The following is a 14,378-nucleotide window of genomic DNA, read 5'->3' on the forward strand; positions in this document are numbered from 1 at the left end:
CCGCTCTTGCCTTTCGGATGCCACCCCACGGAGCCGGGGCGACCCCGAGAAACTACGCCCGAACCTTCTCGCGCATCTCGATCGTCTCGATCTCGTCGCCGATCTGGATGTCGTTGAACTTGCCGAGCCCGATACCGGCCTCGAAGTCCGTGCGAACCTCGGTGACGTCGTCCTTGAACCGCCGCAGCGACTCGATGGCGAGGTTGTCGCCGACGACGACGCCATCGCGGATGACCCGCGCCTTGGCGTTGCGGGTGATGGTGCCCGACCGGACGATGACACCGGCGATGTTGCCGAACTTGCTCGACCGGAAGATCTCGCGGATCTCGGCGACGCCCGACTGCACCTCCTCGAACTCCGGCTTGAGCATGCCCTTGAGCGAGCTCTCGATGTCCTCGAGCGCCGCGTAGATGACCGAGTAGAACCGCACGTCGATGCCCTCGCGCTGAGCGCGCTCGCGTGCCTTCACGTCGGGGCGGACGTTGAACCCGATCACGATCGCGTTGTCGATCGTCGCCAGGTCGATGTCCGACTCGGTGACGGCACCCACACCGCGGTGCAGGATGCGCAGCTGGACGCTGTCGTCGATCTCGATCTTGAGCAGGGCCTCCTCGAGCGCCTCGACGGCACCGGAGACGTCGCCCTTGATGATGAGGTTGAGCGACTCGACCTTGCCCTCCTCGAGAGCACGGGTGAAGTCCTCGAGCGAGATCCGCTTGCGGGCCTTGGCCAGCTGGGCGTTGCGCTCGACGGCCTCGCGCTTCTCGGCGATCTGGCGGGCGGTGCGGTCCTCCTCGGTGACGAGGAAGGTGTCGCCCGCGCGGGGCACGGTCGACAGACCCTGCACCTGCACCGGGCGAGAGGGCTGGGCCTCCTCGACCGCGTCGCCGTTCTCGTCGTGCATCGCGCGGACGCGGCCGTAGGCCGTTCCCGCGACGATCGCGTCGCCGACGTGCAGCGTGCCCGACTGGATGAGCACGGTCGCGACCGCACCGCGGCCCCGGTCGAGCTTCGCCTCGATCGCGATCCCGCGCGCGTCCTTGTTCGGGTTCGCACGCAGGTCGAGTCCGGCATCCGCGGTCAGCAGCACGGCGTCCAGGAGCTCCGGGATTCCCTTGCCCTGCAGCGCGGAGACGTCGACGAACATGGTGTCGCCGCCGAACTCCTCCGCGACCAGGCCGAACTCGGTGAGCTGCTGGCGCACGCGGGCGGGGTTGGCGCCCTCCTTGTCGACCTTGTTCACCGCGACCACGATCGGCACGTTCGCCGCCTGCATGTGGTTCAGGGCCTCCACCGTCTGCGGCATGATGCCGTCGTCGGCGGCGACCACGAGGATCGCGATGTCCGACACCTGCGCACCGCGGGCACGCATGGCGGTGAACGCCTCGTGACCCGGGGTGTCGATGAAGGTGATGGCGCGCTCGATGCCGTCGTGCTCGGTCCACACCTGGTAGGCGCCGATGTGCTGGGTGATGCCGCCGGCCTCGCCCGCCACGACGTTCGTCTGGCGGATGGCGTCGAGCAGCTTCGTCTTTCCGTGGTCGACGTGGCCGACCACGGTCACGACCGGCGGACGGATCTCGAGGTCGGACTCGTCCTCGTCCTCGAGCTCCTGCTCGAGGTCGAGACCGAAGCCCTCCAGGAGCTCCTTGTCCTCGTCCTCCGGCGAGACGACCTGGACCTTGTAGCCCAGTTCCCCGCCGAGGATCTCGAATGTGGACTCGTCCAGCGACTCGGTGGCCGTGGCCATCTCGCCGAGCTGGAAGAGCACGGTCACGAGGTTGCCCGGCTGCACGCTGTAGCCGGTCAGGCTCTCGATCTTCTCGGCGAAGTCGACGATCGAGGCGCCGCGTCGCATCCGGATGATCGTGCTGCCATCACCACGGGGAACGCTGACGCCGCCGATCGTCGGGGCATCGCGCATCTCGAATTCGGCGCGCTTCGTCCGCTTCGACTTGCGGGCGCGGCTCTTGCCTCCGCCACGACCGAACGCTCCCGCGGTGCCGCCGCCCGGACCGCGACCGCGACCACCGCCGCCGCCGGGACGGCCGGCGTAACCGCCGCCGCCGGGAGCGCCACCGGGACGCTGGAATCCGCCGCCACCGCCGCCGGGACGACCGCCGCCGGGACGCTGCTGGAACGGGGCGCCGGGACGACCCGGGCCGCCGGGACGCGGAGCCCCCGGGCGCGGGGACCCGGGGCGGGGTGCCGCAGGGCGCGGGATGTTGCCCCCACCCGGACGCGGCATGCCCTGCGTGGACGAGAACGGGTTGTTACCGGGACGCGGCGCTCCGGGACGCGACATGCCCTGCGACGACGCGTAGGGGTTGTTGCCGGGACGCGGGGCGCCGGGACGCGGGCCGCCCGGGCGCGCGACGCCGCCGTCGGCGGGGCGCGGCGCTGCCGCGGCATCCGGGGCGTCGGCCTGCGGCGCGGCGGCCGCGGGCGCGGCGGCCGGCGCTGCACTCTCGGCGGGCGCGGGCGCGGGCGCCGCAGGGGTCGGCGCAGGAGCGGGCGTCGGCGCCGCCGGGTCAGCCGACTTCGGCGTCGCGGACTTCGGCGGCGCGGGCGAGGCCGTGGGCTTCTCCGCGACCTTGACGTTCGGGTCCGCCTCGAGGGCCGCCTTCAGGCGACGCGCGACGGGCGGGGCGATGCTCGACGACGCGCTCTTGACGAACTCGCCCATGTCCTTGAGCTTGTCGAGCGCGATCTTGCTGTCGATGCCGAGATCGGCAGCGACTTCATGCACACGTGGGTTGGCCACATTTCTCCTGTCAGGGTGCCCGCTCCCGGACAGGAGCGGACGTCAGTGGGTGAGGAGGCTCATTTCGAGCCGCTCATGACTGGTCCATAGCCTTTTCAGCCTTCTGGTTGAGGGTGTCGACACCGAACTCCTGGAGGAGCCCGGTCGCGTCGAGGTTGTCCGCCCGCAGCGCCCGGCCGAAGGCCTTGCGCTTCAGGGCGGTCTCGACGCACGCCTGGCTGCGATGCAGCCACGCGCCCCGCCCGGGGAGGCGAGCCGCGGCATCCACCGCGACCCGGCCGTCGCGCGCCACGACTCTCACGAGTGAGGATCGGGGGGCGCGCTGCCGGCAACCCAGGCAGGTTCTGACGGACTCCATACTACCCCGCGCACCGAGCGTGCGCCTCAGCCCTCCATGACGCTGTCGGGCTGGATGTCGATGCGCGCCCCCGTCAGCTTCGCCGCGAGGCGCGCGTTCTGGCCCTCCTTGCCGATGGCGAGCGAGAGCTGGTAGTCGGGCACGAGCGCCCGCACGGCCCGCGTCGACTCGTCGACGACGAAGGCGCTCGAGACCTTCGCGGGGCTCAATGCGTTGGCGACGAACGTGGCGAGGTCATCCGACCAGTCGACGATGTCGATCTTCTCGTCGCGCAGCTCGCTCGTGACCGCGCGCACCCGCTGGCCGAGCTCCCCGATCGCGGCGCCCTTGGCATTGATGCCCGGCTGGGTGGCCCGCACGGCGATCTTGGTGCGGTGGCCGGCCTCCCGCGCGAGGCTCGTGATCTCGACCGCGCCGGAGGCGATCTCGGGCACCTCGAGCGCGAACAGCTTGCGCACCAGACCGGGATGCGTGCGGCTGACCGTGATCGACGGTCCCTTGAGCCCCTTGCTCACGCTCGTCACGTAGACCCGGATGCGGGTGCCGTGCGCGTAGTCCTCGCCGGGCACCTGCTCCTCGGGCGGCAGGATCGCCTCGACCGAACCGAGGTCGATGTGGATCATGCGCGGGTTCGGGCCCTGCTGGATGACGCCGGCGACGATGTCGCCCTCGCGGTTGCGGAACTCCCCCAGCACCTTGTCGTCGCCGATGTCGCGCAGCCGCTGGTTGATGACCTGCTTCGCGGCGAAGGCCGAGATGCGCCCGAAGTCGTCGGGGTTGTCGACGGCCTCGCCGATCTGCTCCCCGTCGTCGTCGAGTTCGGGCACGTACACCGTCACGTGCCCGGTCTTGCGGTCGAGCTCGACGCGCGCGCCGGACTCGGGGTCGGTGCCGGTGTGCTTGAGGTAGGCGGTGAGGATCGCCTGCTCGATGATCGTGACGAGCTCATCGAACGGGATCTCGCGCTCGCGCTCCATCATGCGCAGCATGGTGAGGTCGATGTCCACGGGGCCTCCGATATTGAGCTCTGACCCCGTCCGGGGCATCCGTCGATTCTAGGCGTCATCGCACTCGTTCAGCGCCCCCGCGATTCGTGCGTCCTGGTCGCTTGGGCCTGCGCCTGCGACCCGAAGGCACGAATCGAGAGCAGATTCCGGATGCGGCCCACCAGCGGCGCGGCATCGCGGAGCGCCGGCGCCGCCACCCGCACCATGCGCCAGCCCGCGTCCTCGATCAACTCCCGCCGTTCGATGTCGCCGTACCAGGTCGCGCGATCGGCGCGATGGCCATCCCCCTCGTACTCGATGTCGATCCGCGCCTCCGGATAAGCGATGTCCGAGTGCAGCACGAGGCCGCCGGCAACCACGATCGGGTGGTCGACCAGCGGCTCCGGGAGACCGGCGCCGGCCAGCAGCAGCCGAATCTCGGTCTCGGCCGCGGAGTCCACCCCTGAACGCACCCTGGCGAGAGCCCATCGGGCCCGGGCGTTGCCGGGACGACCCCGGTCCAGGTCGACGGTGCGCGCGAGACGCTCGATCGTGGTGACGCCGGCGCGGCGGACTCCCGCGACCCGGCGTCCGGTCACGAGCGAATCGCCGGCCGCGACGAGCTCTCTCCGGTCGAGCAGCGACGCCGACTGCCGCCACGCCGCCTCGGCGGCTACGACGGGCAGGTCGTCGAGGATCCGCGCCGAGACGGAGGTCAGGGAGTGTCCGCGCACTCCCGGCCGCCGCGGCGGGGTGCGCGGGACCGGAACCGAGACGTGGAGCTCCGCGGAGGCGGGAACCGGTGCACCTAAGAGACCGAGGGCGGTCACATGGGAGAACACGGCATCCGGCGGCAACAGCGTCTCGAGCGCTCGACAGCGGTCTCGGAGCCGCTCGAAATCGAGTCCGATCGACCGGGCCCCGCGGTGCGGATGCTGGATGTCGGGGGCGCGGAGCCGACGCGGCGACAGGCCGAGCAGCAGTTGCGCCTCGGACGACCGGAAGGCCCAGCCGTCGAACGAGGACGGGAGAGGAGAGCGCCGCATCCGGCGATCCTCGTCCCGGGTCCTCCGCGCCGGACGCATCGCCTCGTCCCTGGTGGATTCGTGCGTTCCGGTCGCCTTGGTGGAGGGAACCGACACGGAGGCACGAATCCGTGGTGCGCGCGGCGCGGGGGCTTGCCACGTCAGAAGCCGAGGCGGCCGAGCTGCTTCGGGTCGCGTTGCCATTCCTTCGCGACCTTGACGCGGAGCGAGAGGAAGACCTGCTTGCCGATCAGCGGCTCGATCGAGGCGCGGGCGCGGGCGCCGACCTCCTGCAGGCGGGATCCGCCGCGGCCGATCACGATGCCCTTCTGACTGTCGCGCTCGACCCAGAGGTTCGCGTAGACCTCGACGAGCTCGCGATCGTCGCGCTCGACGAGGTCGTCGATCGTCACCGCGAGCGAGTGCGGCAGCTCGTCCGAGACGCCCTCGAGCGCTGCCTCGCGGATGAGCTCCGCGATCCGGGTCTCCAGCGACTCGTCGGTGACCGCCTCGTCGGGGTACAGCGGCGGCGACGGCGGCAGCAGCTTGACGAGCTCCGAGGTGAGCACGTCGAGCTGGATGAGCGACGCCGCCGACACGGGCACGACCGCCTCCCACTCCCGCAGCTCGCTCACGGCGAGAAGCCGCGCGGCGACCATGCCGCGCGGGGCGGCATCCACCTTGGTCACGATGGCCACCTTGCGCGCCCGCGGGAAGGCGTCGAGCTGCTCGTTGATGAACCGGTCGCCCGGCCCCAGCTTCTCGTCGGCGGGCACGCAGAACCCGATCACGTCGACATCGCCGAGCGTCGCCGCGACGACGGCGTTCAACCGCTCCCCCAGCAGCGTGCGCGGCCGGTGCATGCCGGGGGTGTCGACGATCACGAGCTGGCCGCCGGCCGTGTGCACGATGCCCCGGATGGCGTGCCGCGTCGTCTGCGGCTTGGACGACGTGATCGCCACCTTCTCGCCCACGAGGGCGTTGGTGAGCGTCGACTTGCCGACGTTCGGCCGGCCGACGAAGGACGCGAATCCCGCCCGGAACGTGTCAGCGCCCGTCTCAGTCATGGCGTTCGACCTCCGCACGATCGGCCCGGCGCCGCTCCTGGAACGCGAGCAGGTCGGGCGTGGCCTCGACGAGCACCGTCACGACCCGGCGGCGTTCCACGCGCTCGGCCGTGAGCTTGAGCCCCGACACCACGGTCGCCGCACCGGCCGTGGGCAGCCGGCCGAGCGCCTTGCCGAGCAGTCCGCCGACGGAGTCGACGTCGTCGTCGTCGAGGTCGATGCCGAACAGGTCGCCGAGCTCATCCGTCGGCAGCCGGGCGCTGACCCGGTAGAGGCCGTCGCCGAGGTCGACGACCTCGCGCACCTCCCGGTCGTACTCGTCGGAGATGTCGCCGACCAGCTCCTCGATCAGGTCCTCGAGGGTCACGAGGCCGGCGATGCCGCCGTACTCGTCGACGACCATGGCGAGGTGCGTCGACGCGCGCTGCATCTCGCGCAGGGTCTCGTCGGCCTTCTTCGACTCGGGCACGAACATCGCGGGCTTCGCGAGGTCGCGCACGAGCGTCGTCTTCGCATCCCGGCGCGCCTCGTGCGCGAGCCGCGCGGCGTCGCGCAGGTAGAGCACCCCGACGATGTCGTCGGCGTCCTTGCCCTCGACCGGCATGCGCGAGACGCCGGTGCGCAGCAGCTGCGTCATCGCCGCGAACACGGTCACATCGTCGTCGACCGTCACCATGTCGGTGCGCGGGATCATGACCTCGCGCACGACGGTGTCGCCCCACTCGAAGATCGAATGGATGAGCTCGCGGTCGTCCTCCTCGAGCACGTCGAGCTCGGTCGCCTCATCGACCATCGAGAGCAGCTGCTCCTCGCTCGAGAACGTCGCGGCGGGCGGGCGTCCCGGCGTCACGCGCCGGCCGATCGCGACGAGGAGGTCGGCGAGCGGCCCCAGCACGACCCGCGAGGCGCGCAGCACGGGCGCCGCGAACAGCAGGATGCCACGGGCGTGCGCGCGCCCCACCGACCGCGGACTCGATCCCACGAGCACGAACGACACCGCCGTCATGATGAGCCCGCTCACGAGGAGCGTCCACCACCATTCGGACCCGAACACGGTCGCCCAGACGAGCGTGACGAGCACCGCGGCCGCGGTCTCGGACACGACGCGCACGAAGTTGATCGCGTTGACGTGCTCCGCGATGTCGCCCGCGATCGCGAGCAGCGAGCGCCGCGCACGGCGCGCCTGGGCGAGCTCCAGGATGTCGTTGCGACTCAGCACGCCGAGCGCGGCGTCGGCGGCGGCCAGCAACCCGCCGAAGGCCACGAGCAGCACCGCGACCGCGATGAAGACGGGGATCATCGCCGGTCGCCGGTCATCAGCGCTTCCGCTCGGCGAGCGTGAACCCGACGAGGATGTCGCGCTGGATCCCGAACATCTCGCGCTCGTCATCCGGTTCGGCGTGGTCGAACCCGAGCAGGTGCAGGATGCCGTGCGCGGTCAGCAGCTCCAGTTCCTCGATCATCGAGTGGCCCGCCTCCTTCGCCTGCGCGATCGCGACGGGCGGGCACAGCACGATGTCGCCGAGCAGGCCCGGCGGGGTGATGTCCTCGTCGGTGCCGGGTCGCAGCTCGTCCATCGGGAACGACAGCACATCGGTCGGCCCGGGCTCGTCCATCCACTGCACGTGCAGCTGCTCCATGGCGGCCTCGTCGACGAGCAGGATGGCGAGGTCGGCGCCGGGGTGCACGCGCAGGTGGTCGAGCGCGAACGTCGCGAGCCGCAGCAGGGCGCCCTCGTCGACCTCGACCCCGGACTCGTTGTTGATCTCGATGCTCACGTCGTCTCCTGCTCGCGCCGCCGCTCCTGCGGCGCGAGGCGGCGAATCGCCGTACACGCCGCCGATTCGCCGCTCGCGTTCACCGATTATCCCGCCGCGGCTTGCGGTCCTGCGGCGCGCGGCCGAGTCCCGCCCGGCGCTCGGCGCGGTTCGCGCCCTCCCGCGCGGACTGGCCCTCGTAGGCGCGCGCCTGCCGCTCGGCGTCGTACTTCGTGTACGCGTCGACGATGCGCCCGACGAGCGAGTGCCGCACCACGTCCTCCGAGCCGAGGCGGGTGAAGTGGATGTCGTCCATCCCCTCGAGGATCCGCGAGACGAGCTGCAGCCCCGACGCCCCGGTCGGCAGGTCGATCTGCGTGACGTCACCGGTCACGACCATCTTCGTGCCGAACCCGAGGCGGGTGAGGAACATCTTCATCTGCTCCGGCGTCGTGTTCTGCGCCTCGTCGAGCACGACGAACGCGTTGTTGAGCGTGCGCCCGCGCATGTAGGCGAGCGGGGCGACCTCGACCGTGCCGGCGGCGAGCAGTTTCGGCACCAGCTCGGGGTCCATCATCTCGTTGAGCGCATCGTAGAGAGGCCGCAGGTAGGGGTCGATCTTGTCGGTCAGCGTCCCGGGCAGGAATCCGAGCCGCTCCCCCGCCTCGATCGCGGGACGCGACAGGATGATGCGCTCGACCTCCTTGCGCTGCAGCGCCTGCACGGCCTTCGCCATCGCCAGGTAGGTCTTGCCGGTGCCCGCGGGGCCGATGCCGAACACGATGGTGTTGTGATCGATCGCGTCGACGTACGACTTCTGGCCCAGGGTCTTGGGCCGGATCGACTTGCCGCGCGCGGTGAGGATCGCCTGGCTCAGCACCTCGGCAGGGCTGCCCTCGCCACGCTGGAGGATGCGGCGCGAGCTCGTGACCTCGGCATCGCCGAGATCGACGCCGTTGCGCACGAGCTGGATCAGCTCGCGCACGAGGCGCTCGGCATCCCGCACCTGCTCGGCGGGGCCCTCGAGAGTCACGTGATTGCCCCGCACGTGCACGGCCACGTCGGGGAACTCGTGCTCGATGGTCGTGAGCAGCCGGTCCTGCGGACCGAGCAGGCGCACCATGGCGACGCCGTCGACCTCGAGCTCGGCCCGGCCCACGCCGGGGCCGGCCGATTCGTCAGAGCTCGTTGCCAAGGGATCCTTCCTGAAGGCCGGTGCCCAGCACGTGCGCGTGCACGTGGAAGACGGTCTGCCCAGCATCCTCGCCGGTGTTGAAGATGAGCCGGTGGTCGCCGCCGGTGCGCTCGTCGGCGAGCTTCTGCGCGACGTCCACGATGTGGGCGAGCAGCTGGGGATCGGCGCCGGCGAGCTCGCCGACATTGCGGTACGCCGCCGTCTTCGGCACGACGAGCAGGTGCACCGGCGCCTTCGGGGCGACGTCGGTGAACGCGATGACCCGGTCGTCCTCGTACACGATGTCGGCGGGGATCTCGCGCGCGACGATCCGCTCGAAGACGGTGGGCTCGGCCATGGCATCCAGTCTACGAAGGTCCATCGTTCGGCGTCGGAGTCCAGCCGATCGGTCGATCCCCGCCGGATGCCGCCGAGCTCACGCTGGAGGACATGAACGAAACCCTCCGCTCCCGATTCCGTCCCGTGCTCGTGCTCGTCACCGCCTACCTCCTCGTGAGCGGGGCGATGGAGACCGTGCTCGTGGTCCAGTCCGTCACCGGCACCTCGGTCGACAGTGCGATCTGGACCCGCTGCTCGCTCGTGCTCGCCAGCGCGCTCGTCCTGCTCCTGCTCGCAGTCGCCGCCGCGCGCGGCTCGCGCTCCTCCTGGATCCGCACGCGGATCATCAGCCCGGTGGTCGTGATCGCGGTCATCGTGATCGTCGCGATCCCCGGGTTCCTGCCCGACTGGGTGCGTCTCGAGCAGGCGCTGTGCGGCGCGCTGGTGCTGCCGGCGGCGATCATCCTGAACCTGCCCCGGACAGCCGCGCTCTTCCCGAAAGCCACCGCGTCGACGACCGCGGTGTCGGACGCCGAGCGCGCCGCGTAGGGTCGGCTCGTGATCGACGGTCGCTGGCGGATCGTGCAGACGGTCGTGCCGTTCCTCGTGCTCGGCACGCTCACCGCCTTCACCGTCGGCATCGAGTGGGGCCGGCCGGGGCTCGCCGTCGATCTGGCGCTGTGCGGGTTCGCCGCGGTCTGGGTGTTCGTCTTCCGCGTCGTTCTGATGTGGTGGACGGAGGCCCACCCCGCGGCGATCGGCGTCTTCGTGACGGTGATGATCGCGCTGAACCTCGTGCTCGTGCTGCGCGCCGGTTGGTTCGGCTTCCTCGCCATCGCGACCTTCTCGTTCGCCTACGCGCTCGTGGAGTGGCCGTGGCAGCTGCTGGCGGTCGGTGCGACGGCGGTCGTGGCGGGGATCGCGCAGAGCTCGAGCTTCGCCCGCAGCGGCCCGCTCGGCACCGCCGCGGCCGCCGCCGTGATCGCGCTCAACGTCGCGATCATGTGCGGCCTGTCGTGGGGGCTGCGGGTCTCCCAGCGCCAGGACGAGCAGGCCGGCGTCGACGCGGAGCGAACCCGGCTCGCCGGGGAGATCCACGACACGCTCGCGCAGAACTTCGCCGGCATCGTCACCCAGCTGCAGGCGGCGGACGAGGCGCCGGATGCGGCGGCCCGGCGCCGGCACAGCGACGCGGCACTGGCGCTCGCCCGCGACGGGCTCGCGGAGGCGCGGCGCTCGGTGCAGGCGCTGCGTCCGGTCGCGCTCGACGCCGTGCGGCTGCCGGAGGCCATCGCGAACGTCGCGCGTTCGTGGTCGGAGCGCACCGGCATCCGGGCCGACGTGACGACGACCGGACCGGACCGCGCGCTGCCGACCGATGCGGAGGTGGCGCTGCTGCGCACCGCTCAGGAGGCGCTCGCGAACGTCGAGCGCCACGCGCGGGCGGGTCGGGTGACCCTCGCCCTGCGGGTCACCGCGCAGGGCGCCCGGCTCGAGGTGCGCGACGACGGCCGGGGCTTCGACCCGGCGACGCCGCCGGCGACGACCGCCGACCACGGCTACGGCCTCGTCGCGATGCGCCAGCGGATCGAGGCGCTCGCGGGCGAGCTGCGGATCGAGTCGCGCCCCGGTCACGGCACGGCGGTCCTGGTGGAGGTACCGGCATGACGATCCGGCTGCTGGTCGCCGACGACCATCCCGTGGTGCGCGACGGGATCGTCGGCATGGTCTCGTCCGACCCGGACATCGAGGTCGTCGGCGAGGCGTCCGACGGCGCCGAGGCGGTCGGCCTCGCGCACGCCCTGCAGCCGGATGTCGTGCTCATGGACCTGCGCATGCCCCGCACCGACGGGGTCGCCGCGATCCGCGAGCTCGACCGGCTCGGCGTGAGCGCGCGCGTCGTCGTGCTGACGACGTACGACGCCGACGCCGACGTGCTGCCCGCGATCGAGGCGGGGGCGACGGGATACCTGCTGAAGGACGCGCCGCGCGACGAGCTCATCCGTGCCGTCACGGCGGCCGCGCGGGGCCATGCCGTGCTGGCGCCCTCGGTCGCCTCGCGCCTGGTCGATCGCGTGCGCAGGCCCGAGACCGGGCTGCTCAGCCCGCGCGAGCTCGAGGTGCTCGCCCTCGTCGCCGACGGCGCCACGAACCGCGCGGCCGGCGAGCGCCTGCACCTGAGCGAGGCGACCATCAAGACCCACCTGCTGAGCATCTACGCGAAGCTCGGGGTGGGCGACCGGGCCGCCGCGGTCGCGGAGGGTTTCCGGCGCGGCCTGCTCGGGGCCGAGTAGCCCGGCCGGCTGGCGCCGTCAGTCGCGCGACGGCGCCGTCGAGTCGCGAATGACGAGGCGCGTCGAGATCGGCCGTTCCGGCTCCTGCGGCGGCGCTCCCTCGAGGATCGCCAGCACGCGCTGCATCGTCAGTGCGCCGAGGGACTCGAAGTCCTGGCGGATCGTCGTCAGCGGCGGCGCGAAGAAACCGGCCTCCGGGATGTCGTCGAACCCGACGACGCTCACCATGTCGGGCACGATGTAGCCCCGCGAACGCAACGCGGAGATCAGCCCGAGAGCCATCTGGTCGTTGCCGGCGAAGACCGCGGTCCGCCCGGGCTCGACCGGCAGGATCATGCCCGCGTCGTAGCCGCCGCGCGCCGACCAGTCGGCGTCCACGCGCACGCCGGGCGGGGCGCCGGCGGCCGAGAGCTCCGTGGTCCAGCCGCGTACGCGCTCCACGGCATCCGGATTGCGCGCGGGTCCGGCGACGTGCGCCACGGTCTCGTAGCCGAGGCCGAGCAGGTGCCGAGTGGCGAGCCGCGCGCCGCCGTACTGATCGATCGACACCGACTGCAGGTGCGGCTCGGCCTCCGCGGCGATGACCACGAGGGGCGCTCCGGATGCCTGATCGCGCGCGATGTCGGCGACCGCGATGTCGATGGCCACCAGCACCATCGCCTCGACGTTCTGGCGCAGCAGTGCCTCGATCGACGCGCGCACGGAGCTCGGCTGGGCGTCGGTCAGCGTCGTGGTGACGACCGTGTAGCGCGCGGCCGCGGCCGCCTCGGTCACGGCGAGCGCGAGCATCGACGGGCCGTAGTCGGCGCTGCGGCTCGTGATCAGGCCGATGGTCCGCGAGCGCTTGGTCACCAGGGCGCGCGCCGCCGACGACGGCCGGTAGCGCAGCTGCCGGATGGCCTCATCGACCCGGGCCCGGGTCGCCGGCTTGACGTTCGAGTGCGCGTTGATGACGCGCGACACCGTCTGGTGCGAGACGCCCGCGAGCCGCGCCACGTCGAAGATGTTCGCGCTGCGCGGGGTGACCGGCTCAGCCATCGTCGCCTCCCCCCTGAGCGATGAGTGCCAGGAGCTGGTCGGGCGTGAGGAGGTCGCCGTCGACCACCCCGACGACCTCGCGGTCGCGCAGCACCACGATGCGGTCGCCGAGACGCAGCACCTCGTCGAGCTCGGCCGAGATGAAGATGACCGACATGCCGTTCTCGGCCAGCGACACGATCTGGCGCTGGATCTCCGCCTTCGCACCCACGTCGATGCCGCGCGTCGGCTCGTCGAGGATCAGCAGGCGCGGCGCGAGCGCGAGCCAGCGCGCGAGCAGGACCTTCTGCTGGTTGCCGCCGGAGAGCGTGCCCGCCACCGCCTCCGGGTCGGCGGGCGCGATGCCGAGGGCCTCGATGTAGCTGCCCGCCAGCTCGCGCTGGCGCGACCACGACATCCGATGCCGCCAGCCGAGCTGCCCCTGCAGGCCGAGCAGGATGTTCTCGCGCACGCTCAGCTGCGCGATGATGCCCTCCGACGTGCGGTCCTCCGAGGAGTACACGGCACCGGCCGAGATGGCGGCCCGCGGCGAGGGCGAGCGCAGGGTGCGGTCCTCGATGCGCAGCGTGCCGCCGTCGGGCCGGTCGACTCCGCCGACCAGGCGGGCCGCGTCGGTCCGACCCGACCCGAGCAGCCCGGCGAAGCCCACGATCTCGCCCTCGCGCACGGTGAGGTCGAACGGCGCGATCCGGTTGCTCCGGCCGAGGCCGGTGGCCTGCACGACGACGCGCGCATCCGGGGCCGCGGGTTCCTCGCGACCGCGATCCTGGAGGTCCTCGAGCGCCCCGACCGTCGTGCCGAGCATGCGCTCGACGAGCTCGATCCGCAGGATGTCGGCCGTCAGGTACTCCCCGACGAGCCGTCCGTTGCGCAGGATCGTCAGCCGGTCGGCGATCTCGTAGACCTGCTCGAGGAAGTGCGAGATGAACAGGATCGCGACGCCCTCGGCCTTCAGACCGCGCATGATGTCGAACAGCTGCGCGACCTCGTCCTGGTCGAGGCTCGAGGTCGGCTCGTCGAGCACCAGCACGTCGGGGCGGGTCCGCACGGCGCGGGCGATCGCGACGAGCTGCTGCACCGCCGGCGAGTGGCTGCGCAGGCTGGAGGCGGGGTCGAGGTCGATGCCGAGCTGGGCCAGCGCGCGGCTCGCCTGTCGCCGGGTCTCGCGCCAGTCGATGCCGCCGAACCGGCGCGGCTCGTCGCCGAGCATGACGTTCTCGGCGACCGACAGCTCGGGCACGAGCTCGATCTCCTGGTAGACCGCGGCGATGCCGGCGGCCGCCGCCTCGGCGGGCCGGGAGAACGCGACGGGTCGCCCGCGCAGGGTGATCCGGCCGCCGTCGAGGCGCTGCGCTCCGGTGATGGCCTTGATGAGGGTCGACTTGCCCGCCCCGTTCTCCCCCATGAGCGAGTGCACCTCGCCCGGGAAGAGCCGCAGCGCCGCCTTCTCGAGGGCGACCTGTCCGACGAAGCGCACGTCGGCATCCACCACCTCGAGCACCGGCGCCGCCGGCGGTGCGGAGTGAATCGACACGGGCCTCGTCCTCACCTCGACGGTCACGAGACTAGCCGCCGG

The 14,378-nt window shown here is 71.9% G+C and carries 14 protein-coding genes; 3 read left to right on the forward strand and 11 right to left on the reverse strand.

The genetic code is table 11. The features are described 5' to 3' along the window. Positions 1-52: 52 nt before the first annotated feature. From infB to ABD285_RS13185, 9 genes are all read right to left on the reverse strand, one after another. A complete protein-coding gene (gene infB / locus ABD285_RS13145; protein WP_344202940.1) occupies positions 53-2,764 on the reverse strand; it encodes a translation initiation factor IF-2 in 2,712 nt (903 codons plus the stop codon). 73 nt (positions 2,765-2,837) lie between these two features. Next, the gene (locus ABD285_RS13150) at positions 2,838-3,122 is read right to left on the reverse strand and encodes a YlxR family protein (RefSeq protein WP_344202942.1); all 285 of its coding nucleotides are present in this window, start codon (positions 3,120-3,122) and stop codon (positions 2,838-2,840) included. Positions 3,123-3,148: 26 nt separating this feature from the next. Beyond that, entirely contained in the window at positions 3,149-4,129 is a 981-nt protein-coding gene (nusA, locus tag ABD285_RS13155) for a transcription termination factor NusA (protein ID WP_344203551.1), read from the reverse strand. A gap of 68 nt (positions 4,130-4,197) precedes the next feature. Beyond that, positions 4,198-5,154, reverse strand: coding sequence for a hypothetical protein (locus ABD285_RS13160; protein ID WP_344202944.1), 957 nt, complete (start codon positions 5,152-5,154; stop codon positions 4,198-4,200). Between the two features lie 140 nt (positions 5,155-5,294). Continuing rightward, positions 5,295-6,200 (reverse strand): GTPase Era, encoded by a 906-nt coding sequence (gene era, locus ABD285_RS13165; RefSeq protein ID WP_284255131.1) that lies wholly within the window; start codon positions 6,198-6,200, stop codon positions 5,295-5,297. Further along, positions 6,193-7,500 (reverse strand): hemolysin family protein, encoded by a 1,308-nt coding sequence (locus ABD285_RS13170; protein ID WP_284255130.1) that lies wholly within the window; start codon positions 7,498-7,500, stop codon positions 6,193-6,195. Before ABD285_RS13170 ends, era begins: the two co-directional genes overlap by 8 nt. 16 nt (positions 7,501-7,516) lie before the next feature. Beyond that, positions 7,517-7,978 (reverse strand): rRNA maturation RNase YbeY, encoded by a 462-nt coding sequence (ybeY, locus tag ABD285_RS13175; protein WP_284255129.1) that lies wholly within the window; start codon positions 7,976-7,978, stop codon positions 7,517-7,519. A gap of 79 nt (positions 7,979-8,057) precedes the next feature. Next, on the reverse strand, positions 8,058-9,152 hold the full coding sequence (locus ABD285_RS13180; protein WP_425565036.1) for a PhoH family protein: 1,095 nt from the start codon (positions 9,150-9,152) through the stop codon (positions 8,058-8,060). Beyond that, the gene (locus ABD285_RS13185) at positions 9,136-9,489 is read right to left on the reverse strand and encodes a histidine triad nucleotide-binding protein (RefSeq protein WP_284255128.1); all 354 of its coding nucleotides are present in this window, start codon (positions 9,487-9,489) and stop codon (positions 9,136-9,138) included. The genes ABD285_RS13180 and ABD285_RS13185 overlap by 17 nt, the downstream gene beginning before the upstream one ends. Before the next feature lie 92 nt (positions 9,490-9,581). Between ABD285_RS13185 and ABD285_RS13190 the strand changes: the two genes are divergently transcribed. From ABD285_RS13190 to ABD285_RS13200, 3 genes are read left to right on the forward strand one after another with little or no spacing between them, the layout of a single operon-like run. After that, positions 9,582-10,019: a hypothetical protein gene (locus tag ABD285_RS13190; protein ID WP_284255127.1), complete on the forward strand. Its 438-nt coding sequence runs from the start codon at positions 9,582-9,584 to the stop codon at positions 10,017-10,019. Positions 10,020-10,028: 9 nt separating this feature from the next. Further along, positions 10,029-11,138, forward strand: a complete 1,110-nt coding sequence (locus tag ABD285_RS13195) for a sensor histidine kinase (protein ID WP_284255125.1) — start codon at positions 10,029-10,031, stop codon at positions 11,136-11,138. After that, positions 11,135-11,764, forward strand: a complete 630-nt coding sequence (locus ABD285_RS13200) for a response regulator (protein ID WP_284255124.1) — start codon at positions 11,135-11,137, stop codon at positions 11,762-11,764. The genes ABD285_RS13195 and ABD285_RS13200 overlap by 4 nt, the downstream gene beginning before the upstream one ends. An 18-nt stretch (positions 11,765-11,782) precedes the next feature. Here ABD285_RS13200 and ABD285_RS13205 read toward each other — a convergent pair whose 3' ends face one another. Further along, positions 11,783-12,802 (reverse strand): LacI family DNA-binding transcriptional regulator, encoded by a 1,020-nt coding sequence (locus ABD285_RS13205; protein WP_344202949.1) that lies wholly within the window; start codon positions 12,800-12,802, stop codon positions 11,783-11,785. Beyond that, positions 12,795-14,336: a sugar ABC transporter ATP-binding protein gene (locus ABD285_RS13210; RefSeq protein WP_344202951.1), complete on the reverse strand. Its 1,542-nt coding sequence runs from the start codon at positions 14,334-14,336 to the stop codon at positions 12,795-12,797. The genes ABD285_RS13205 and ABD285_RS13210 overlap by 8 nt, the downstream gene beginning before the upstream one ends. Positions 14,337-14,378 lie beyond the last annotated feature (42 nt).

It is taken from the genome of Pseudolysinimonas kribbensis, assembly GCF_039531715.1.
GTDB classification, from domain to species: Bacteria; Actinomycetota; Actinomycetes; order Actinomycetales; family Microbacteriaceae; genus Pseudolysinimonas; species Pseudolysinimonas kribbensis.